Origin of the sequence: Pseudomonas sp. FIP_A4, assembly GCF_036701605.1 — a bacterium.
In the GTDB taxonomy this organism is placed as follows: domain Bacteria; phylum Pseudomonadota; class Gammaproteobacteria; order Pseudomonadales; family Pseudomonadaceae; genus Stutzerimonas; species Stutzerimonas phenolilytica.
Map to the genome: position 1 here is coordinate 330,291 of NZ_JAYDXP010000122.1, position 20,746 is coordinate 351,036.

The 20,746-nt window shown below is 63.3% G+C and carries 20 protein-coding genes; 5 read left to right on the top strand and 15 right to left on the bottom strand.

Translation table 11 applies throughout. The annotated features are described in order from the left end of the window. Positions 1–151 precede the first annotated feature (151 nt). Together pyrC and rnt are read left to right on the top strand one after the other, a co-directional pair. Complete coding sequence (gene pyrC, locus U8L64_RS11655; protein ID WP_333397503.1) at positions 152–1,195, top strand: dihydroorotase; 1,044 nt, start codon at positions 152–154, stop codon at positions 1,193–1,195. Further along, positions 1,192–1,866 carry a ribonuclease T gene (gene rnt / locus U8L64_RS11660; RefSeq protein ID WP_009867781.1) on the top strand — a complete coding sequence of 225 codons (675 nt, stop codon included), beginning with the start codon at positions 1,192–1,194 and terminating at the stop codon, positions 1,864–1,866. Before pyrC ends, rnt begins: the two co-directional genes overlap by 4 nt. Before the next feature lie 102 nt (positions 1,867–1,968). Here rnt and thrC read toward each other — a convergent pair whose 3' ends face one another. The 9 genes from thrC to ffh all read right to left on the bottom strand — a co-directional run bounded on the left by thrC (position 1,969) and on the right by ffh (position 10,456). Further along, positions 1,969–3,393, bottom strand: a complete 1,425-nt coding sequence (gene thrC / locus U8L64_RS11665) for a threonine synthase (RefSeq protein ID WP_054093672.1) — start codon at positions 3,391–3,393, stop codon at positions 1,969–1,971. A 64-nt stretch (positions 3,394–3,457) separates the two neighbouring features. After that, on the bottom strand, positions 3,458–4,762 hold the full coding sequence (locus U8L64_RS11670; RefSeq protein ID WP_043295916.1) for a homoserine dehydrogenase: 1,305 nt from the start codon (positions 4,760–4,762) through the stop codon (positions 3,458–3,460). A 297-nt stretch (positions 4,763–5,059) separates the two neighbouring features. Then, complete coding sequence (locus tag U8L64_RS11675) at positions 5,060–5,785, bottom strand: thioredoxin fold domain-containing protein (RefSeq protein ID WP_054093671.1); 726 nt, start codon at positions 5,783–5,785, stop codon at positions 5,060–5,062. A gap of 138 nt (positions 5,786–5,923) precedes the next feature. After that, entirely contained in the window at positions 5,924–6,820 is an 897-nt protein-coding gene (xerD, locus tag U8L64_RS11680) for a site-specific tyrosine recombinase XerD (protein WP_054093659.1), read from the bottom strand. A 132-nt stretch (positions 6,821–6,952) separates the two neighbouring features. Beyond that, positions 6,953–7,303: a 50S ribosomal protein L19 gene (rplS, locus tag U8L64_RS11685; RefSeq protein ID WP_003287109.1), complete on the bottom strand. Its 351-nt coding sequence runs from the start codon at positions 7,301–7,303 to the stop codon at positions 6,953–6,955. A gap of 48 nt (positions 7,304–7,351) precedes the next feature. After that, a complete protein-coding gene (trmD, locus tag U8L64_RS11690) occupies positions 7,352–8,104 on the bottom strand; it encodes a tRNA (guanosine(37)-N1)-methyltransferase TrmD (RefSeq protein WP_333397515.1) in 753 nt (250 codons plus the stop codon). Between the two features lie 5 nt (positions 8,105–8,109). Beyond that, positions 8,110–8,646, bottom strand: coding sequence for a ribosome maturation factor RimM (rimM, locus tag U8L64_RS11695; protein WP_043295913.1), 537 nt, complete (start codon positions 8,644–8,646; stop codon positions 8,110–8,112). A 5-nt stretch (positions 8,647–8,651) separates the two neighbouring features. After that, positions 8,652–8,903, bottom strand: coding sequence for a 30S ribosomal protein S16 (gene rpsP, locus U8L64_RS11700; protein ID WP_009867795.1), 252 nt, complete (start codon positions 8,901–8,903; stop codon positions 8,652–8,654). A gap of 176 nt (positions 8,904–9,079) precedes the next feature. Next, positions 9,080–10,456, bottom strand: coding sequence for a signal recognition particle protein (gene ffh, locus U8L64_RS11705; protein WP_138299388.1), 1,377 nt, complete (start codon positions 10,454–10,456; stop codon positions 9,080–9,082). A gap of 163 nt (positions 10,457–10,619) precedes the next feature. On the opposite strand from ffh, the gene U8L64_RS11710 reads away from it, so the two are divergent. Together U8L64_RS11710 and U8L64_RS11715 are read left to right on the top strand one after the other, a co-directional pair. After that, positions 10,620–11,420, top strand: coding sequence for a cytochrome C assembly family protein (locus tag U8L64_RS11710; RefSeq protein ID WP_043295911.1), 801 nt, complete (start codon positions 10,620–10,622; stop codon positions 11,418–11,420). A gap of 16 nt (positions 11,421–11,436) precedes the next feature. Then, a complete protein-coding gene (locus tag U8L64_RS11715) occupies positions 11,437–12,708 on the top strand; it encodes an HlyC/CorC family transporter (protein ID WP_333397525.1) in 1,272 nt (423 codons plus the stop codon). A 20-nt stretch (positions 12,709–12,728) separates the two neighbouring features. On the opposite strand, the gene purT is transcribed toward U8L64_RS11715, so the two are convergent. The 4 genes from purT to U8L64_RS11735 are packed head-to-tail and all read right to left on the bottom strand — an operon-like array spanning position 12,729 to position 15,333. After that, the gene (gene purT, locus U8L64_RS11720; RefSeq protein WP_333397528.1) at positions 12,729–13,910 is read right to left on the bottom strand and encodes a formate-dependent phosphoribosylglycinamide formyltransferase; all 1,182 of its coding nucleotides are present in this window, start codon (positions 13,908–13,910) and stop codon (positions 12,729–12,731) included. A 45-nt stretch (positions 13,911–13,955) separates the two neighbouring features. Next, a complete protein-coding gene (locus U8L64_RS11725; protein WP_333397531.1) occupies positions 13,956–14,147 on the bottom strand; it encodes a DUF1289 domain-containing protein in 192 nt (63 codons plus the stop codon). Next, a complete protein-coding gene (locus tag U8L64_RS11730; protein WP_043295908.1) occupies positions 14,144–14,665 on the bottom strand; it encodes a gamma carbonic anhydrase family protein in 522 nt (173 codons plus the stop codon). The genes U8L64_RS11725 and U8L64_RS11730 overlap by 4 nt, the downstream gene beginning before the upstream one ends. Before the next feature lie 50 nt (positions 14,666–14,715). Next, complete coding sequence (locus tag U8L64_RS11735; RefSeq protein WP_043296375.1) at positions 14,716–15,333, bottom strand: CoA pyrophosphatase; 618 nt, start codon at positions 15,331–15,333, stop codon at positions 14,716–14,718. Positions 15,334–15,728: 395 nt separating this feature from the next. Between U8L64_RS11735 and U8L64_RS11740 the strand changes: the two genes are divergently transcribed. Then, positions 15,729–16,232, top strand: coding sequence for a L,D-transpeptidase family protein (locus tag U8L64_RS11740; RefSeq protein WP_043295907.1), 504 nt, complete (start codon positions 15,729–15,731; stop codon positions 16,230–16,232). 37 nt (positions 16,233–16,269) lie between these two features. Here U8L64_RS11740 and U8L64_RS11745 read toward each other — a convergent pair whose 3' ends face one another. Next, positions 16,270–16,587 (bottom strand): Nif3-like dinuclear metal center hexameric protein, encoded by a 318-nt coding sequence (locus U8L64_RS11745; RefSeq protein ID WP_043295906.1) that lies wholly within the window; start codon positions 16,585–16,587, stop codon positions 16,270–16,272. A 209-nt stretch (positions 16,588–16,796) separates the two neighbouring features. After that, on the bottom strand, positions 16,797–20,693 hold the full coding sequence (gene purL / locus U8L64_RS11750) for a phosphoribosylformylglycinamidine synthase (RefSeq protein WP_333397538.1): 3,897 nt from the start codon (positions 20,691–20,693) through the stop codon (positions 16,797–16,799). Positions 20,694–20,746 lie beyond the last annotated feature (53 nt).

The following is a 20,746-nucleotide window of genomic DNA, read 5'->3' on the forward strand; positions in this document are numbered from 1 at the left end:
GAGAGAACGCATTCCTCCGGGGTATCGGAGCGATGCCACAAAACTTGAGTCGCTACCGCCCGCGCACGCTCCGGACTCCCGGGCGCGACACGTGCCGCCGGCAGGCTTTTCCGGTAGCATTCGCGCACGTTTCACCCGCCAGGAAACCCGCATGTCCGACCGAATCACCCTGCTGCGCCCCGACGACTGGCATATCCACCTGCGCGACGGCGCGGTGCTATCGCACACCGTGGCCGACGCCGCGCGCCAGTTCGCCCGCGCGATCATCATGCCCAACCTGGTGCCGCCAGTACGCAACGCCGATGAAGCCGCCGCCTATCGCCAGCGTATCCTCGCCGTCCGCCCGGACGGCAGTCGCTTCGAGCCCCTGATGGTGCTCTACCTCACCGACAGCACCAGCGCCGAAGACGTGCGCGCCGCCAAGGCCAGCGGCTTCGTGCACGCGGCCAAGCTCTACCCTGCCGGCGCCACGACCAACTCGGCATCGGGCGTGACGCGGATCGACAACATCTTCCCGGTATTGGAAACGATGGCCGAGGTCGGCCTGCCTCTGCTCGTGCACGGCGAGGTGACGCGCAGCGAAATCGACATATTCGACCGCGAGAAGCATTTCATCGACGAGCAGCTGAGCCGTGTGACCGAGCGCTTCCCGCAGCTGAAGGTAGTGTTCGAGCACATCACCACGCGTGATGCCGTGCAGTTCGTCGAGGCGGCCGGGGCCAATGTCGGCGCCACCATCACCGCCCACCACCTGCTGTATAACCGCAACCACATGCTGGTCGGCGGCATTCGCCCACATTTCTTCTGCCTGCCCATTCTGAAGCGCAACGTGCATCAGGAAGCACTGCTAGATGCCGCTACCAGCGGCAATCGGAAGTTCTTCCTCGGCACCGATTCGGCGCCACATGCCCAGCACGCCAAAGAATCCGCCTGTGGCTGCGCAGGCTGCTATACCGCGCATGCGGCCATCGAGCTGTATGCCGAGGCCTTCGAACAGCGCAACGCGCTGGACCGGCTGGAAGCCTTCGCCAGCCACTTCGGCGCCGACTTCTACGGCCTGCCGCGCAACACCGATCAGATCACCCTAGTGCGCGACGCCTGGGAAATGCCGGCCAGCCTGCCGTTCGGCGAGCAGCAGCTGATTCCGCTGCGCGCCGGGGAAATCCTGCGCTGGCGCCTGGAGGCAAGCCGATGAGCGACGAGCATTTCGACGACGAACTGGACACCAACCAGCCGGGCCGCCCTCGTTCGCCAATGGCGCGCCGCTTCCGCGGCTTCCTGCCCGTCGTCATCGACGTCGAGTGCGGCGGTTTCAACTGCGCCACCGACGCCTTGCTGGAAATCGCTGCGGTGACCATCGGCATGGATGAGCAGGGCCTGCTCTATCCGCAGGAGACGCAGTTCTTTCGCGTCGAACCGTTCGCCGGCGCCAACATCGAGCCGGCAGCATTGGAATTCACCGGCATCAAGCTCGATCACCCGTTGCGCATGGCAGTCAGTGAAGACCACGCGCTGCACGAGATCTTCCGCAACGTGCGCAAGGCAGTGAAGTCCAGTGGCTGCAAGCGGGCGATTCTGGTCGGTCACAACAGCAGCTTCGACCTGGGCTTCCTTAACGCCGCGATCGCCCGCTGCGATATCAAGCGCAACCCGTTCCATCCATTTTCCAGCTTCGACACCGCCACGCTCGCCGGCCTTGCCTACGGCCAAACCGTACTGGCCAAGGCCTGCCAGGCTGCCGGGATCGATTTCGACGGGCGCGAGGCACACTCGGCACGCTACGACACCGAGAAGACGGCCGAACTGTTCTGTGGGATCGTCAACCGCTGGCGGGAAATGGGTGGCTGGGAAGAGTTCGACGAATAACCCCACAGCGACATCCGCCGCGGCGGCGAGGCGTCTGAAACGCCCCCGCTAGAATGTAAAAGGCCAGTCTCGCGACTGGCCTTTTACCTTGCTGCGCTCCGCTTACAGCGGCTTACCGCGATTACCATGCTGACTGACGAAGGCCTGAACCGCCTTCAACTCATTGGCCAGCACCGTGCAGCGCTCAGGCCGCTCGAACAGATCGGCCAGGTGCACCGGCAGCCCGAGCGCCTTGCCCACTCCTGCCTTCTGCACTGCCTCAGGGAACTTCACCGGATGAGCGGTGCCCAGCGTCACCATCGGCACGCTCAGGCTGCGTCGACATTCACGCGCGGCGCGCACGCCAATCGCGGTGTGCGGATCGAGCAATTCACCGGTTTCGCGGAACACTTCGGCAATGGTCGCGCAGGTCTGCGCATCATCCACCGCAAGCGAATCGAATAGCTTGCGCGCCTCGGTCCAGCGGTCTTCCTCGACCGACAACTTGCCGCTGGCCCTGAACGCATCCAGCAGATCAGCCACGGCCTTGCCATTACGCCCGTGCAGGTCGAACAGCAAACGCTCGAAGTTGGACGACACCATGATATCCATCGACGGCGACAACGACGGGTGCAGGGTGTCCTTGTCGTAGCGATTGCCGGACATGAAGCGGTGCAGGATGTCGTTGCGGTTGGTGGCGACGATCAGCTGGCTCACCGGCAGGCCCATGTTGCGCGCCAGGTAACCGGCAAAGATGTCGCCGAAGTTGCCAGTCGGCACCGAGAACGCTACCGAACGTGCAGGACCACCCAGCTGCAGCGCCGCATGGAAGTAGTAGACGATCTGGGCCATGATCCGCGCCCAGTTGATCGAGTTGACCGCCACCAGCCGGGTGCCCTTGAGGAAGCCCTGGTCGGCGAAGCTGGCCTTGACCATCTCCTGGCAGTCGTCGAAGTTGCCTTCGATGGCGATGTTGTGGATGTTGTCGCCGGCGATGGTGGTCATCTGCCGGCGCTGCACTTCCGACACTCGGTTATGCGGATGCAGGATGAAGATGTCGACGTTCTCGCAGCGGCGGCAACCTTCGATGGCGGCCGAGCCGGTATCGCCGGAGGTCGCACCCATGATCACCACGCGCTCGCCGCGCTTGGCCAGCACGTAGTCGAGCAGGCGGCCGAGCAGCTGCAGGGCAAAATCCTTGAACGCCAGGGTCGGGCCGTGGAACAGCTCCAGCACCCACTCGTTACCGTTCAGCTGGCGCAGCGGCGCCACCGCAGCGTGGGCAAATACGCCACCTTCGCCAGTGGCGTAGGTCTGCTCGAGAATCTGCTTGAAATCGGCATCCGGAATGCTGCCGCTGACGAACGGCCGCATCACCCGGAAAGCCAGCTCGTGGTACGGCAGCCCCGCCCAGGAGGCGATCTCCTCGACGGTGAAGCGCGGCAGGTTTTCCGGCACATAGAGGCCGCCGTCGCTGGCCAGACCGGCCAGCAGCACATCTTCGAAATTCAGGGCCGGAGCCTGGCCGCGGGTACTGATGTAGCGCATTTTGCAAACCTTCGGTTTGAGCCTGAAACCGCAAGCAGCAAGGCCTACGGCTCGTAAGCTCCGGTTAGTTCAGTTGTTCGACGCGAATCCGCACGACCTTGTCCGCCACGTCGTCGAGCGCTTCGAGCGCGGCAATCGCGTCATCGATGCGCTGCTCGACAACCCGATGGGTGACCAGAATCACCGGCACCAGGCCATCATGCTCCTCGACTTCCTTCTGCATGATCGACTCGATGTTGATCCCGCGCTCGGAGAGGATGGTGGCGACCTGCGCCAGCACACCCGGATGATCCTTGGCCTGGATGCGCAGGTAGTACGCGCTCTCGCAGGCAGTAATCGGCAGGATCGGGTGATCGGACAGCGAATCCGGCTGGAATGCCAGATGCGGCACGCGATTATGCGGGTCGGTGGTCAGCGCACGGGCGACATCGACGAGATCGGCCACCACCGCCGATGCGGTCGGCTCCATGCCGGCCCCGGCGCCGTAGTAAAGCGTGCTGCCCACGGCATCGCCATTGACCATCACTGCATTCATCACGCCATTGACGTTGGCGATCAGGCGATCCGCGGGAATCAGAGTCGGGTGCACGCGCAGCTCGATACCCGCTTCGGTGCGACGTGCCACACCTAGGTGCTTGATACGATAACCCAGCGCTTCGGCATAGTTGACGTCGGCGGTAGTCAGCTGGCCGATGCCTTCGGTATAGGCTTTGTCGAACTGCAGCGGAATGCCGAAGGCAATGGAAGCTAGGATGGTCAGCTTGTGCGCAGCGTCGATGCCTTCGACATCGAAGGTCGGATCGGCCTCGGCGTAACCCAGTGCCTGTGCCTCCTTGAGCACGTCCGCGAAGGCCCGCCCCTTGTCGCGCATCTCGGTGAGAATGAAGTTGCCAGTGCCGTTGATGATCCCGGCCACCCAGTTGATACGGTTGCCGGCCAGCCCTTCGCGAATCGCCTTGATTACCGGAATGCCACCGGCCACCGACGCCTCGAATGCGACGATCACGCCCTTCTCGCGGGCTTTGGCGAACAGTTCGTTGCCGTGGACAGCGATCAGCGCCTTGTTGGCGGTAACCACGTGCTTGCCGTTATCGATGGCCTTGAGCACCAGCTCGCGCGCCAGCGTATAACCGCCGATCAGCTCTACGACGATATCGATCTCGGGATTGTTGACGACGTCGAACACGTCATCGGTTACCGGGGTGCCGGTGGTGTCGCACTTGGGGTTTGGCTGGCGTGTGGCGATCTGCGCGACCTCGATGCCACGTCCGGCGCGGCGGGCAATCTCCTCGGCGTTGCGCTTGAGCACATTGAAGGTACCGCCACCGACGGTTCCCAGCCCACAGATGCCAACTTTCACCGGTTTCAAGCTGCACTCCCCCATTTACGGCGATCGACCGGGGGCACCGGCCGAACAAAAGAGTCGCACATTACGAAGGGCGTCGCCGTTAGTCAATCGGCCATCGCCGCGTCATCGACACCAGCCAGGCCCAGCCGCCGATGCCGCTACGCCAGCAACTCATCCGCCTGTGCGCTGAGGCTTTTGCTGCCCCTAGCAATGTCGTACCGCGCCCGGCCGAGGCACGAGCCCACCATCAGGTGCACGCCTCGGCGGATTGCGCATCGACCCGCCGAGGCGTGGCGACGAATCAGCTCGGGCCAGCCGTCAGTTGGCCTGCAGCGCCAGCTCCGCCAGCTGCGGTGCGGGCTGATAACCAGGAATCATCTGACCGTCGGCGAGGATAATGGCAGGCGTACCCTGCACGCCGATCAGCTGGCCGAGAGCGTACTGCTTGGCAATCGGGCTGTCGCAGCTGGCCTGCGGCACATCCTTACGCGCCTTGGCCAAGTTCATCGCGGCCTGGCGATCCTTCGCGCACCAGACGCTGGTCAGAGTATTGGCACCGTGACTACCCATGCCTTGGCGCGGAAAGGCGACGTACCGTACCTCCACGCCCAGACGGTTCAGCTCGGGAACCTCGCTATGCAGCTTCTGGCAATAGCCGCAATCGGTGTCGGTGAAGACGGTGATGTGGGTTTTCGGATTCTTCGGCGCGAACACCACCATCTCGCTCGCCGGAATCGCGTCGATCTCCCGCGCGACCGACTGACTCTGCGCCTGTTCGGTAAGGTTGACTGCCCGGCCGTCTTGAAAACGATAGAGGAAGCCCTGCAAGACGAACTGGCCGTCGGCGCTGGCGTAAAGCTGGCGACCGCCCTTCAGCTGCACCTGATAGAGCCCCGACATCGGACTTTCGGCAATCGCCTCGATCGGCAGGTCCGGCTGAGCCGTTTGCAGCGTCTTGCGAATCGCCTGATCAGGGTCAGCAGCGAAGACGAAGGTACTGGCCAGGCTGGCGACCACGACGGTAAACAAACGAATCGCGCCCATGAAAACTCCTGCAACGACGGTCGAGAAAAGGCGTACAGCCTATCACAGCAGCCGCCTGCAAATCGTTGCATGCAAGCCGACAGGCACAAACACCGAAGCGCGTCGCAGATTGGTGCGATTTTCCTCAACCACTCGCAGCTAGCCCCGCGGATGGTGCTCGGCATGCAGCGCCTGCAGGCGCGCGCGCGCGATGTGCGTATAGATCTGCGTAGTCGATAGATCGCTGTGGCCAAGCAGCATCTGCACGGTACGCAGATCGGCGCCATGATTGAGCAGATGCGTTGCAAAGGCATGCCGCAGGGTATGCGGCGAGATGGCGGCAGCGATCCCGGCCTGCCTGGCATGCAGTTTGATTCGATGCCAGAACGTCTGGCGTGTCATCGGATCGCCTCGCCGACTCAGAAATTCGACATCGCCCAGCTTATCGCCAAGCAACAGGCCACGCGCGTCGCGTCGATAGCGCTCCAGCCAGTACATGGCTTCATCGCCCAGCGGCACCAGGCGCTCCTTGTTGCCCTTGCCGAAGGTGCGTAATACACCCTGGCGCAGGCTTATCTGCTCCTGACGCAGACCTACCAGCTCACTGACGCGCAGGCCGCAGGCGTAGAGCACCTCGAGCATCGCGCGGTCGCGCAGGCCAAGCGCATCACCAATATCCGGCGCGGCCAGCAGCGCTTCGACGTCGGCCTCGGACAAGGCCTTGGGTAGCGATCGGCCCAGTCGCGGCAGCTCGATCCTCAGCGTCGGATCGCTCTCCACCAAACCTTCACGCAGCAGATAGCGATAGAAGCCACGCATACCGGAGAGAAACCGCGCGGTCGAACGCGCCTTGTAGCCATTGGCCAGGCGCCAGGCCAAGTGATCGAGAATGGCGTCGCGGCCCACACCGACCAGGGAAGCCCCACGCTCCGCGAGCCAACCATTGAACAGGGCAAGGTCACTGCAATAGGCGTCGCGCGTATTGTCTGCTAGGCCTTTCTCCAGCCACAGCGCATCCAGAAAACGATCAATGATTGGATCGTGTAGTGCCGGCATATCGAGACTCTCGTAAATTACCCGCGAATCTGCCACTCAGCACCGCCCGTGCCTCACCGGCAATAACGTGGGGGACGGGCATAAAAAAAGCAGCCCGCAGGCTGCTTTTTTCGTGCATCGAGAAATGCGCTCTCAGGACAGCTTTTCCTTGATGCGTGCGGCCTTACCGGACAGATCGCGCAGATAGTACAGCTTGGCCTTGCGTACGTCGCCGCGGCGCTTGACGCTCAGGCTGTCGACGACCGGGCTGTAGGTCTGGAAGGTACGCTCGACACCCACACCGTTGGAGATCTTACGGACGGTGAAGGCGCTGTTCAGGCCGCGGTTACGCTTGCCGATCACCACACCTTCGAAGGCCTGAAGACGCTGACGATCGCCTTCCTTCACCTTCACCTGGACAATCACGGTGTCGCCAGGGGCAAATGCCGGGATTTCTTTGTTCATCTGCTCGGCTTCGAGCTGCTGGATGATCTTGTTGGTCATGCTGTGCTCCTAAGACAAGCCCTTATGGCCTGCCATCGATACGTTGCGTTAACTATCGTCCCGCTGGCGGATGTACTCCTCCAGCAGCTTCTGTTCTTCTCCAGAAAGCGAGCGGCTATCCAGAAGATCGGCACGGCGCTCCCAGGTTCTCCCAAGGGACTGCTGCAAACGCCAGCGCCGGATGTGTTCATGGTTGCCGCTGAGCAGCACTTCAGGAACACGCTTGTCCGCATACACCTCAGGTCGCGTGTAATGCGGACAGTCGAGCAGGCCGTCAGTAAACGAATCCTCCTCGGCGGAATCAGCATGGCCCAACGCTCCGGGGAGCAGACGGGTCACTGCATCGATCAGCACCATCGCCGGCAGCTCGCCACCGGACAACACGTAATCACCGATCGACCACTCCTCATCTACGTGCGCTTCGATGAAACGCTCGTCGATACCTTCATAGCGGCCAGCGATGAGGATCAATGCCTCCTCCTTCGCCAACTGCCGGACATCCGCCTGTTTCAGCTGACGCCCCTGCGGCGAAAGATAAATCACCTTCGCCGCTTCCCCAGCCACATGACGTGCGTCCGTCAAGGCGCGCTCCAGCGGCTGGATCTTCATCACCATTCCGGGGCCGCCACCGAATGGTCGGTCATCCACGGTCTGATGACGATCGTCGGTGTAGCTCCGCGGGTTCCAGCAGCACAGCTGCAAGAGCCCCTGCTTGACCGCGCGACTGGTTATCCCGTAATCGCGGATCGCAGCGAACATCTCTGGGAACAGACTGATGACTTCAACGCGCAAACCAGACATGAGGCTCAGAAGTCCGCATCCCAGTCGACCCGCATCTCACCCAGCTCCAAATCGATGCGCTGCACGCACTGATCGGTATAGGGCAGCAGCCGCTCCCGCTCATCCAGGCTGCCGGCGCAGGGCTTGACCACCAGAACGTCATTGGCACCGGTCTCGAGCAGATGATCGACAACACCGAGCAACTGCTCGAGCTGGTTGATGACCTTCAACCCCTGAAGCTGGTACCAGTAGTACTCATCGCTGGCCAGCGCGGGCAGTTCCGTACGTGGAATGCAGATTTCGAAATCCGCGTACGAACGCGCGACCTCGCGATCATTCAGCCCTTTCAGCGACGCCACCAGGATCTTGCCCTGAAGGCGCCCCCTGACCAGCTCGACCTGCTTGACCTCGTCACCTCGCCGCAGCGTCCAGTGACGGTAGTCGAGCAGATTGTCGATCGGATCGGTAAAGGAGTAGACCTTTACGTCACCTCGCACGCCATGCACCGAAACGATCTTGCCGATGACGATAAGATCCTCGGCCGGAGCAGACGTTGCGCTCATGCGATTCAGGCAGCAGCCTTGGCAGCTTCCTTCAGCAGCTGAGCAACACGCTCAGACGGCTGGGCGCCCTGGCTCAGCCAGTACGCGGCGCGCTCCTGGTTCACCGAAAGCTTCACTTCCGCACCGCTGGCGATCGGATTGAAGAAACCGATGCGCTCGACGAAGCGACCATCGCGCGCATTGCGGCTGTTGGTCACGGTCAGGTGGTAGAAAGGGCGCTTCTTGGAGCCGCCACGGGCGAGACGAATAGTTACCATGTGAACATCGTTCCTGTAGTCGGTGCTAACTTAAGGCACACACTTAAAATGGGCCTAGGCCCGAAAGGCCGCGCATTTTACGAGTAAAAGCGACAACCTTCAAGCTGCCAGCCACAAGTAATCCCGGCAAGCAGGGCCGCTTGCAGGCGACCCGTCGTTCAAAGTACCGCCTCAGCTCAGAACTTCGGCATCCCGCCACCGGGGAACATGCCGCCCATACCGCGCATCATCTTGGCCATTCCACCCTTGCCGGTGACTTTCTTCATCATCTTCTGCATCTGCTTGTGCTGCTTGATCAGCCGACCGATGTCCTGCACCTGGGTACCGGAGCCTAGCGCGATGCGACGCTTGCGCGAACCGCTGATGAGATCGGGATTGCGGCGCTCGGCCGGCGTCATCGAGTTGATGATGGCCTCCATCTGCTTGAACTGCTTTTCTGCCGCGCCCTGGGCATTGCCCATCTGCGCAAGGTTAACGCCACCGATCGACGGTAGCTTGTCCATCAGCCCGCCGAGCCCGCCCATGTTCTTCATCTGCTGCAACTGGTCGCGGAAGTCCTCGAGGTCGAAGCCCTTGCCCTTCTTTAGCTTCTTGGTGAGCTTCTCGGCCTTCTCGCGATCGAGGGTCTGCTCGGCCTGCTCGATCAGACTGAGCACGTCGCCCATGCCGAGGATGCGCGATGCGATGCGGTCAGGATGGAACGGTTCGAGCGCGTCGCTCTTCTCGCCCATACCGAGGAACTTGATCGGCTTGCCGGTAATGTGACGTACCGACAGCGCGGCACCGCCACGGGCATCGCCATCGACCTTGGTCAGCACCACGCCAGTGAGTGGCAGCGCGTCGCCAAAGGCACGTGCGGTATTGGCGGCATCCTGGCCGGTCATGGCGTCCACTACGAACAGCGTCTCGACAGGATTGATCGCCGCATGCAGTGCCTGAATCTCGGCCATCATGTCGGCATCGATGGCCAGACGGCCAGCCGTATCCACCAGCACCACGTCGATGAACTTCAGCCGCGCCTCGCGGATCGCCGCCTGGGCAATCTCTACCGGCTTCTGGCTGATATCAGAGGGGAAGAAGGTCACACCCACTTCGCCAGCCAGCGTTTCCAGCTGCTTGATCGCCGCCGGACGGTAGACGTCGGCCGACACGACCATCACCGACTTCTTCTTGCGATCCTTGAGCAGCCGCGCAAGCTTGCCCACGGTCGTGGTCTTGCCCGCACCCTGCAGACCTGCCATCAGCACCACTGCCGGCGGCGCGACACTCAGCGCCAGATCCTCGTTGGCGGCACCCATCAGCTCCTCGAGCTCGGCACGCACGATCTTCACGAACGCCTGGCCCGGCGTCAGGCTCTTCGACACCTCGGTGCCGACCGCACGCTCCTTGACCTTGTTGACGAAGTCCTTGACCACCGGCAGCGCGACGTCGGCCTCGAGCAGGGCCATCCGCACCTCGCGCAGGGTGTCCTTGATGTTGTCCTCGGTCAGCTTCGCCTTGCCCGTGACATGGCGAAGGGTTTGTGACAGGCGATCGGTTAGGTTTTCGAACATGAGGCGTTCCACGTTGGATGTGGTGAAGGCAGCGATTATAGAGACTCGGGGCATCCGGCCGGTACCCCGGCAATGATGCTTTTCATGTAAGCGACCTCCCGCCGCTTTTGCACCTTGGGGGTTTGTGCCACACTCACGGCCTTTCGAGTCGCTACCAGAACCTATGCACCCTCTGCTGCCCAGCCTCACTGCCGCTCTTCTATATGCTGGCGTCACGGGCTATCAAAGTTTGCGTCTGGCACAACGTTCTGTCCCGGACAAACGTCTGCTGCTCGTTCTCGGCGCGTTGGCACTGTTGGCGCACGGCGCCAGCCTGTTCATGCAGCTGCTTTCCCCGAGCGGCCTGCACCTGGACTTTTTCAATGCCTCAAGCCTGATCGCCGCCGCCGTGATCCTGCTGATTCTCCTGGCCCTGCAACGGATGCCGGTTGAGAACCTGCTGGTGTTGCTGTTTCCGCTCGGCTGCCTGACGGTTCTGTTCGCACAGTTCGCGCCGACCGGCACCGCGCCAGCGATTACTGAAGAAGCGGGCATCCTGGCACACATCCTGTTGTCGATCCTGGCTTACGGCATGCTCACCATCGCGGTGTTCCAGGCGCTGCTGCTGCTGCTGCAGGATCACCATCTGAAGAACAAGCACCCATCCGGGCTGATCCGCAACTTCCCGCCGCTGCAAACCATGGAAAGCCTGCTGTTCGGCTTCCTCTGGGCCGGCTGGCTGCTGCTTTCGGCTTCGCTGCTGTCCGGCTGGCTGTTCCTTGACGACCTGTTCGCCCAGCATCTGGTGCACAAAACCCTGCTGTCGGTGGTCGCCTGGGTGGTCTTCGGCCTGCTGCTGTGGGGCCGCCACCAGCTCGGCTGGCGTGGCTACAAGGCCATCCGTTGGACCCTGGTCGGCTTCTGCCTGTTGATGCTGGCGTACTTCGGCAGCAAGCTGGTTCGCGAATTCATCCTGCACATCTAAGACACGGGACAGATACGTGGAACATCTACATCCCGGCCTAGTGGTCGGACTGCTGGTTTTCCTGATCCTATGTTCCGCGTTCTTTTCGAGCTCCGAAACCGGGATGCTCAGCCTCAACCGCTATCGCCTGCGCCATCGCGCCAGAGAAGGCCATCGCGGAGCCAGGCGCGCCATCGACCTGCTGGCGCGACCGGATCGGCTGCTAGGCACCATTCTGGTCGGCAACAACTTCGTCAACATCCTCGCATCTTCGATCGCTACGGTGATCGCCGTGCAGCTGTGGGGCGAAGCCGGTATCGCCATCGCCACCCTCGGCGTGACGCTGCTGTTGCTGATCTTCGGCGAAATCGCGCCCAAGACCTTCGCCGCGCTGCATCCGGAAACGGTGGCCTATCCAGTCAGCCTGCCGCTGGCCGCACTGCAGAAGGTGCTGTATCCGGTGGTCGCCCTGCTCGGCTGGATCAGCAACGGCCTGCTGCGCCTGGCCGGCATCGATCCGACCGCCAAACGCAGCGACAGCCTGTCCAGTGAGGAGTTGCGCAGCGTAGTCCGTGAGTCCGGCAGCGATCTACCGCTGAATCGCCAGAGCATGCTGCTCGGCATCCTGGATCTCGAGCGGGTGACAGTGGACGACATCATGATTCCGCGCAACGAAGTCGCGGGCATCGATCTCGAAGACGATCTGGAAACCATCATCGGCCAACTGCGCACGACCTCGCACACCCGTCTGCCGGTATTCCGCAAGGACATCAACCAGATCGAAGGCATCATCCACATGCGGCACATCGCCCGCCTGCTCAGCCATGATCAGTTGACCCGCGACAGCCTGCTCGAGGCCTGCAGCCCGCCGTACTTCGTGCCGGAGAACACGTCGCTCTCCACCCAGCTGCTCAATTTCCAGAAACAGAAGCGCCGCATCGGCATCGTCGTCGACGAGTACGGCGATGTGATGGGGATCGTGACCCTGGAAGACATCCTCGAAGAAATCGTCGGCGAGTTCAGCAACCAGGACACCCTGCGCAGCCCAGACATCCATCCTCAGGACGACGGCACGCAGGTGATCGATGGCGCCGCGTACCTGCGCGAGATCAACCGGGCACTCGGCTGGCAGCTTCCCTGCGACGGGCCCAGGACGCTCAACGGGCTGATTACCGAAGCCCTCGAACACATTCCCGACAGCGGTATATGCCTGCAGATCGGCCGCTACCGGCTGGAAATCCTGCAGGCCGCGGACAACCGGGTGAAAAGCGTTCGCGCCTGGGCCATCGAGCCTCCTCGAGACGAGTAAGCGGCGCTCTGGCCCGACCGCTAGAGTTGAATCTTGACCGCCGCCGCGGCGCGTTGAGCCTTTGCCCGCGCAGTCTCGAGCGACACGTCGCGGGCCAGCGCCACTCCCATCCGCCGTTGGCCGCTGACACCCGGCTTGCCAAACAGGCGCAGCGACGTGTCCGGCTCAGACAACGCTCCTTCCAGATTGCCGAAGCAGACCTCGGTCGACTCGCCCTCCGCCAGAATGACGGCCGAGGCGGAGGGACCGAGCTGGCGAATCGCCGGGATCGGCAAGCCGAGAATCGCCCGCGCATGCAAGGCGAATTCCGAAAGGTCCTGCGATACCAGCGTAACCAGGCCGGTATCGTGCGGACGCGGCGAAATCTCGCAGAACCAGACCTGCTCGCCCTTGATGAACAACTCCACACCGAACACGCCACGGCCACCCAGTGCGTCGGTCACCGCCAGCGCAATTCGCTCGGCTTGGGCAAGCGCCGCAGCGCAAACCGGTTGCGGTTGCCAGGACTCCTGGTAATCGCCCTTTTGCTGCCGGTGTCCGATCGGCTGGCAGAAGGTGCTGCCGCCGGCATGCCGCACCGTGAGCAGCGTGATCTCGTAATCGAAATCGATGAATCCCTCGACGATGACCCGACCACGCCCGGCGCGCCCGCCGGCCTGCGCGTATTCCCATGCGGCGTCGATGTCCGCCTCGCTGCGCAGCAGCGTCTGCCCCTTGCCGGACGAACTCATCACCGGTTTGATCAGGCAGGGAAAGCCCAGCGCCAGTGCCGCCGCCCGGCATTCTGCCAGTGAGTCGGCGAAATGATAGGGAGACGTCGGCAAGCCCAGTTCCTCCGCTGCCAGGCGCCGAATACCCTCGCGATTCATGGTCAGCTGAGCGGCACGCGCAGTTGGGATCACGGTGAAACCTTCGGCCTCCAGTTCAACCAGCGTGGCAGTGGCAATGGCCTCGATTTCCGGGACGATGTAGTGCGGCTGCTCCTGCTCGATCACAGTGCGCAACGCCGCGCCAACGAGCATGTCGATCACATGGGAGCGATGCGCCACCTGCATGGCCGGAGCGTTGGCGTAGCGATCCACCGCGATCACCTCCACGCCCAGACGCTGCAGCTCGATCACCAGCTCCTTGCCGAGCTCGCCGGAGCCACACAGCAGGACGCGCGTGGCGCTGGCAGTTAGCGGGGTGCCAATTCGGGGCATGGAAGTCCTCGTCGTTCGTCAATCAGCGGCGCACGATGCGCATACCTAAATCAGTTGTCCGCTGGCGCGGGCTCGCTCGGCGCACTGGCGCAACACTTGGCGTCGCTCATCGTTGTCCATGAGCCCCCAGCGACGAATCTCATCGGCGCTGCGCTGGCAGCCCACGCACACGTCGTCCTCACCCAACGCGCAGAGGCTGACGCAGGGCGAGCTGACAGGCTTGTCGCGGTCGCTCACTCGTCCGCCTCCAGCTCGCGCGCGTAGCGCTGGGCGTTGTGTACGTAGTGCGCAGCGCTGGCTTCGAGCATCTTCTTCTGCTCCTCGCTCAGCTCGCGCACCACCTTGCCTGGCGAGCCCACCACCAGCGAGCCGTCAGGTATTTCCTTGCCCTCGGCAATCAGCGTATTGGCGCCGATGATGCAGTGCTTGCCGATCTTCGCGCCGTTGAGGATCACCGCATTGATACCGATCAGGCTGTAATCGCCGACGCTGCAGCCATGCAGCATGGCGTTGTGACCGACGGTAACACCGGTGCCCAGCGTCAGCGGATGCCCCATGTCGGTGTGCATCACGCTGCCATCCTGAACGTTGCTGTTCGGGCCGACATGGATCAGCTCGTTGTCGCCACGCAACACGGCGCCGAACCATACGCTCGCCCCTTCATCGAGACGAACCTTGCCGATCAGCGTCGCCGTCGGAGCAACCCAGCTCTGCGGGTGGGCTTGGACGCGCGATTCTCCCAGACGGTATTTCACATGCGGATCCTCTCTGAATTCCGACGAAAAAGGCGCGGTGCTGGTGGTTGTCAGCGTGCGGCGCGCCCGGTGAGATCGATGAAAGATGCCGAGGCCTTGCGCATCTCGATACCGGCGTCGTAAACCAGATTCACCAGCTCGACGATCATGATCGCCGTCAGCCCCCAGATTTGGTATTCGCCATATCGGTAAGATGGGATGTACCAGCTCTGCCCCTGATAATCGATACGATGCGTGACCTCGCGAGGGTCCTGACAGAAGAAGCTCAGCGGGACGGAGAACACCGAGGCGATCTCCGCGTCGTTGGCGCGATACTCCACGTAATCGGGAACGATGCCGACGTAGGGCGTGACATGAATGCCATGCACCGAAATCAGGCTGCTCAGCGGCCCGATGACTTCAACCATGCCCGGCGCCAGACCGACCTCCTCCTCCGCCTCGCGCAACGCTGTATGCATGAGGTCGCGATCCTCCGGATCGCGGCGCCCCCCGGGAAACGCCACCTCGCCGCCATGCGTCGACAGCCCGCTGGCGCGCAGTGTCAACACCAGCTCCGGATCCTCGCTTCGGGTGATGGGCATCAGGACGGCCGCCTCGGGCAGTCGCCCCTCCGGCTCCAGAAGATGCGGAGAGTAGTCGCGCACCCGGCGAAGAATGGTATCCAGCATAATCATCTCAATTCATCTTTGACCGGCATCATGGCATGAAAGGCGCAACCGCCCAAGGCCCGCCGCAGCGCCCTGTACGCCAGCCTGAACGGCGTGCCGGACCAGCACGCGGGTCGTTGCGCGGAGCCGATGATCCGGCTCGTGTGTTCCGTAGCAATGACCCGCAAAGCGCCTGGAATGTTGCAGCCCGTCGCGTCGCTCGCCAATGCGCTGGCGATATCCGAATCCCCAGAGCCGACGCAGACGCGCTCCCGGTCGGCCCGCCTTTGCGCGCATCCACCGGTAACCTAGAATGTCGCCTCACTGACCGGGTGCAGCAGACCCTCCCGGTACGAGCAGGCGCCATGCCATCGCAACCCCAGGTCTGATGTCGTCGTATTGCAGGAAGAGTTCAGATGCGCTGGCTGTTCGCCGTTTTCTGTTTTACCTTCGCCACTCTTTCCCATGCCAATGCAACGCCGCATCTGGACGGGACGTCGATCGACAAGGTGCTGGTCATCAAGTCCGAACGCCAGCTGCATCTGCTCAGCCGTGGCAAGACCCTCAAGAGTTATCGCGTCTCGCTCGGCAAACAGCCAGCCGGCGCCAAGCTGCGCGAGGGTGACCAGCGCACTCCCGAAGGGCTCTACTGGATCGATTGGCGCAAGCCCAGCGACAAATTCAATCTGTCCATGCACATCTCCTACCCCAACGCCCGCGACCTCGCTCGCGCCGAGGCGCAGGGCGTGCCGCCCGGGGACATGATCATGCTGCACGGCACGCCGCTGGACGAGGAGTATCCTGAGTGGTTCTTCCACACCCTCGATTGGACCGAGGGCTGCATTGCGCTGAAGAACGCCGACATGCAGGAAATCTGGCAGTTGGTGCGCAACGGTACGCTGATCGAAATCCGGCCTTGAATCACCGCGGGCGCCTTTGACGCCCGATTTCGTTCCGTCAGAACTGCATGTCCGACAGACGCCAGACATCGAACGCCGGCGTTTCGTAGGGATGCGCCTTCTTCAACGCTTTGACGCTGTCATGAATCAGCTCGTCGGCAACCACCAGCTCGACCTTCCACTCAGCGACCTGTTGCACCTGCCCCAGTTGCCCGAGAAAAGGCTGGCTGTTCTCCAGCGGACGGTACTGGCCATGCCCGAGCGTCTGCCAGCAGCAGTTATCGTAAGCGCCGATACGGCCGGCACCGGCTGCGAACACTGCTTTCTTGACTGCATCCAGATGGCTCTCCGGAACGTAGAAACACAGCTTGTACATCGGGTTCTCCAGACGGGAGGTGGACCAGTGCCCACCGACAATGGATGGCATTTTGGCATGACGATGCACAGCGAAACGGTGCGGTCGATCAAAGCTAAGACGCGGTAAGACGATCCGGGTTCACCTCCTCGGCGACAGCACCCGGGCGCAAAAAAGCCCGATGGCCACGGGGTCCATCGGGCTTGTGCGTTATGGATCGATCCGCGTGATCAATCCACCCAGACGCGGGCGTTGCGGAACAGGCGCATCCAGCCGCCGTCTTCGCGCCACTCGTCCGGGCGCCAGGAGTTGGTCACGGCACGCACCACCCGCTCGGGGTGCGGCATCATGATGGTCACCCGGCCGTCACGACTGGTGAGGCCGGTGATGCCGCGCGGCGAGCCGTTGGGGTTGGCCGGATAGCGCTCGGTGACCTTGCCGTGATTGTCGATGTAACGCAGCGCCACGGTGCCGGACAGATCGGCCTGCAGCAGAGCCTCCTCGCTGGCGAACTCGGCATGCCCCTCGCCATGAGCGATGGCGATCGGCATACGCGACCCTGCCATGCCTTGCAGCAGGATCGACGGCGAATCCTGCACCTGGACCATCGCTACGCGCGCCTCGAACTGCTCCGAGCGGTTACGCACGAAGTGCGGCCAGTTCTCGGTGCCCGGAATCAGCTCGTGCAGGTTGCTCATCATCTGGCAACCGTTGCACACGCCGAGAGCGAAGCTGTCCTTGCGCTCGAAGAAGGCCTGGAACGCGTCGCGCGCGCCAGCATGGAACAGGATCGACTTGGCCCAGCCTTCGCCGGCACCGAGCACGTCGCCGTAGGAGAAGCCGCCGCAAGCGACCAACCCCTTGAACGCCTCGAGACTGACGCGCCCGGCGAGAATATCGCTCATGTGCACGTCCACCGCTGCGAAGCCGGCCCGATCGAACGCCGCTGCCATCTCCACCTGGCCGTTGACGCCCTGCTCACGCAGCACCGCCACCTGCGGACGCACGCCGCGCTTGATGTACGGGGCGGCGATGTCCTGGTTGACGTCGAAGCCAAGCTTGACGCTGAGGCCGGGGTTGTCTTCCTCCAGCAACGCATCGAATTCCTGATCGGCACAGTCGGCGTTGTCGCGCAGGCGCTGGATCTGGTAGCTGGTTTCGGCCCACTGGCGCTGCAGCAGGCGACGGTCGCCGCTGAACACTTCACTGCCGGCGAGACGGATCGACACGTAACCGTTGTTGGTCGGCTGACCGATCACCGCGACGCAATCGCCGAGGCCGGCGGCGCTGAACTGCGCCAGCACGATTTCAGTATCGTCCTGACGCACTTGGATGACCGCACCCAGTTCCTCGCTGAACAGCACGGCCGGTACGTCGTCTGCGTCGTCCAGCAGGCTATCGAGATTCAGATCGAGGCCGCAGTGGCCGGCGAAGGCCATTTCCAGCACGGTGGTCAGCAGGCCGCCGTCGGAGCGATCGTGATAGGCCTGCAGCAGGCCATCGGCATTAAGCCCCTGGATGACCGCGAAGAACGCGCGCAGGTCCTCGGCATCATCGACATCCGGCACTTCACGGCCGAGCTTGCCGTAGACCTGGGCGAGGATCGAGCCGCCCAGGCGGTTCTGCCCACGGCCGAGGTCGATCAGGATCAGGTCGGTGGCGCCCTTGTCCAGACGCAGCTGCGGGGTCAAGGTCTGGCGGACGTCGACCACCGGCGCGAAGCCGGACACGATCAGCGACAGCGGCGAGGTCACGCTCTTCTCGGCGCCCTCGTCCGACCAGCGCGTTTTCATCGACATCGAGTCCTTGCCCACCGGGATGGTCAGGCCCAGTTGCGGGCACAGCTCCATGCCGACGGCTCGCACGGTGTCGTACAGCCGCGCATCCTCGCCCGGGTGGCCGGCAGCAGCCATCCAGTTGGCCGACAGCTTGATATCGGAGAGCTTCTCGATGCGTGCTGCGGCCAGGTTGGTTAGCGTCTCGCCGATCGCCATGCGCCCCGAGGCCGGCGCGTCGAGCAGGGCCAGCGGCGTGCGCTCGCCCATCGCCATCGCCTCGCCGGTGCAGACGTCATAGCTGGCGGCGGTCACTGCGCAATCGGCCACCGGCACCTGCCAGGGGCCGACCATCTGGTCGCGCGCCACCAGGCCGGTGATGCTGCGGTCGCCGATGGTGATCAAAAAGCTCTTGCTCGCCACCGCCGGGTGGCGAAGCACGCGGCCCACGGCCTCGTCGAGGTAGACCGACGCGGCGTTGAAATCATCGCCCTGCCCGGCTTCGCGCTGTGCGCTGCGATGCATGCGCGGCGCCTTGCCGAGCAGCACGTTGAGCGGCATGTCCACCGGCTTGTTGCCGAAGTGGCTGTCGGCGACGGTCAGGTGCGCTTCCTCGGTGGCCTCGCCGACGACCGCAAAGGGGCAACGCTCGCGCTCGCAGATGGCGGCGAAGCGCTCCAGATCGGCGGCATCGACCGAGAGCACGTAGCGCTCCTGGGATTCGTTGCACCAGATCTCGTGCGGAGCCATGCCGGGTTCGTCGTTGGGGATGTTGCGTAGCTCGAAGCGACCACCGCGACCGCCATCGTTGACCAGTTCGGGGAAGGCGTTGGACAGGCCGCCGGCGCCGACATCGTGGATGAACTTGATCGGGTTGCGCTCGCCCAGTTGCCAGCAGCGGTCAATGACTTCCTGGCAGCGACGTTCCATTTCCGGGTTGTCGCGCTGCACCGAGGCAAAGTCCAGGTCAGCCGAACTGGTACCAGTGGCCATCGACGACGCCGCGCCGCCGCCCAGGCCGATCAGCATGGCCGGGCCGCCGAGCACGATCAGCTTGCCGCCGACCGAGATCTCACCCTTCTGCACATGATCTTCACGGATGTTGCCCATGCCGCCGGCAAGCATGATCGGCTTGTGGTAGCCGCGTACTTCCTCGCCGCGCGGCGAGTCGATCGCCTGCTCGAAGGTGCGGAAATAGCCGGTCAGCGCCGGGCGGCCGAATTCGTTGTTGAACGCGGCGCCGCCCAGTGGGCCTTCGATCATGATGTCCAGCGGCGTGACGATGCGCTCGGGCTTGCCGTAGGGCTTCTCCCAGGGCTGCTCGAAGCCGGGAATGTTCAGGTTGGAGACGGTGAAGCCCGTCAGGCCGGCCTTGGGCTTGGCGCCGCGGCCGGTCGCACCCTCGTCGCGGATTTCGCCGCCGGAGCCGGTGGAGGCACCGGGGAACGGCGCGATGGCCGTCGGGTGATTGTGGGTCTCCACCTTCATCAGGATGTGCACCGGCTCCTGGCTCGCAGCGTACTCGCGCGTCTCCGGATTCGGATAGAAGCGGCCAGCAACACTGCCGACGATGACGGCGGCGTTGTCCTTGTAGGCCGATAGCACGCCCTCGTTGTGCAGCTGGTAGGTGTTCTTGATCATGCCGAACAGGGACTTGTCCTGGCTTTCGCCGTCGATGTCCCAGCTGGCATTGAAGATCTTGTGGCGGCAGTGCTCGGAGTTGGCCTGGGCGAACATCATCAATTCGATGTCGTGCGGGTTGCGTGCCAGTCCGGTGAAGGCCTGTACCAGATAGTCGATCTCGTCTTCGGCCAGCGCCAGGCCCAGCTCGACGTTGGCCTTTTCCAGCGCGGCGCGACCGCCGCCGAGCACATCCACGGCAGTGAGCGGCTTGGGCTGGGCATGGCTGAACAGGTTGGCGGCTTCCTCGAAGCGGCCGAGCACCAGCTGGGTCATGCGGTCATGCAGCGCGGCGGCGACGAGCTCGGCGTCGCTGTCGGACAGCTCGCCCTGCACGTAGTAGGCGATGCCGCGCTCCAGGCGCTGAATCTTCTCCAGGCCGCAGTTGTGGGCGATGTCGCTGGCCTTGCTCGACCAGGGAGAGATGGTGCCGAAACGCGGCACCACCAGGAACAGCCGACCGGCCGGCTCCTGCACCGGCACGCTGGGGCCGTACTTGAGCAGGCGGGTCAGGACCTGCTGCTCTTCCGCGCCAAGCGCGCCGGAAACCTCGGCGAAATGGGCGAACTCGGCATACAGCCCGCTCACGGCGGGGACCTTCTCGGTCAGTTGTGCCAGGAGCTTGCCGTGACGGAAGGCGGAAAGAGCGGGAGCGCCGCGCAGAATCAACATCGTCGGAACAGCCTCGAAGAGGGGAGCAGTCGGGGCGCGTATTCTAGCCCATG

Bases quoted from the DNA above. Each gene is read 5' to 3' on its own strand.
- pyrC (WP_333397503.1), top strand. From the start codon at position 152: ATGTCCGACCGAATCACCCTGCTGCGCCCCGACGACTGGCATATCCAC.
- rnt (WP_009867781.1), top strand. From the start codon at position 1,192: ATGAGCGACGAGCATTTCGACGACGAACTGGACACCAACCAGCCGGGC.
- thrC (WP_054093672.1), bottom strand. From the start codon at position 3,393: ATGCGCTACATCAGTACCCGCGGCCAGGCTCCGGCCCTGAATTTCGAA.
- U8L64_RS11675 (WP_054093671.1), bottom strand. From the start codon at position 5,785: ATGGGCGCGATTCGTTTGTTTACCGTCGTGGTCGCCAGCCTGGCCAGT.
- xerD (WP_054093659.1), bottom strand. From the start codon at position 6,820: ATGCCGGCACTACACGATCCAATCATTGATCGTTTTCTGGATGCGCTG.
- rplS (WP_003287109.1), bottom strand. From the start codon at position 7,303: ATGACCAACAAGATCATCCAGCAGCTCGAAGCCGAGCAGATGAACAAA.
- trmD (WP_333397515.1), bottom strand. From the start codon at position 8,104: ATGTCTGGTTTGCGCGTTGAAGTCATCAGTCTGTTCCCAGAGATGTTC.
- rimM (WP_043295913.1), bottom strand. From the start codon at position 8,646: ATGAGCGCAACGTCTGCTCCGGCCGAGGATCTTATCGTCATCGGCAAG.
- rpsP (WP_009867795.1), bottom strand. From the start codon at position 8,903: ATGGTAACTATTCGTCTCGCCCGTGGCGGCTCCAAGAAGCGCCCTTTC.
- ffh (WP_138299388.1), bottom strand. From the start codon at position 10,456: ATGTTCGAAAACCTAACCGATCGCCTGTCACAAACCCTTCGCCATGTC.
- U8L64_RS11710 (WP_043295911.1), top strand. From the start codon at position 10,620: ATGCACCCTCTGCTGCCCAGCCTCACTGCCGCTCTTCTATATGCTGGC.
- purT (WP_333397528.1), bottom strand. From the start codon at position 13,910: ATGCCCCGAATTGGCACCCCGCTAACTGCCAGCGCCACGCGCGTCCTG.
- U8L64_RS11735 (WP_043296375.1), bottom strand. From the start codon at position 15,333: ATGCTGGATACCATTCTTCGCCGGGTGCGCGACTACTCTCCGCATCTT.
- U8L64_RS11740 (WP_043295907.1), top strand. From the start codon at position 15,729: ATGCGCTGGCTGTTCGCCGTTTTCTGTTTTACCTTCGCCACTCTTTCC.
- U8L64_RS11745 (WP_043295906.1), bottom strand. From the start codon at position 16,587: ATGTACAAGCTGTGTTTCTACGTTCCGGAGAGCCATCTGGATGCAGTC.
- purL (WP_333397538.1), bottom strand. From the start codon at position 20,693: ATGTTGATTCTGCGCGGCGCTCCCGCTCTTTCCGCCTTCCGTCACGGC.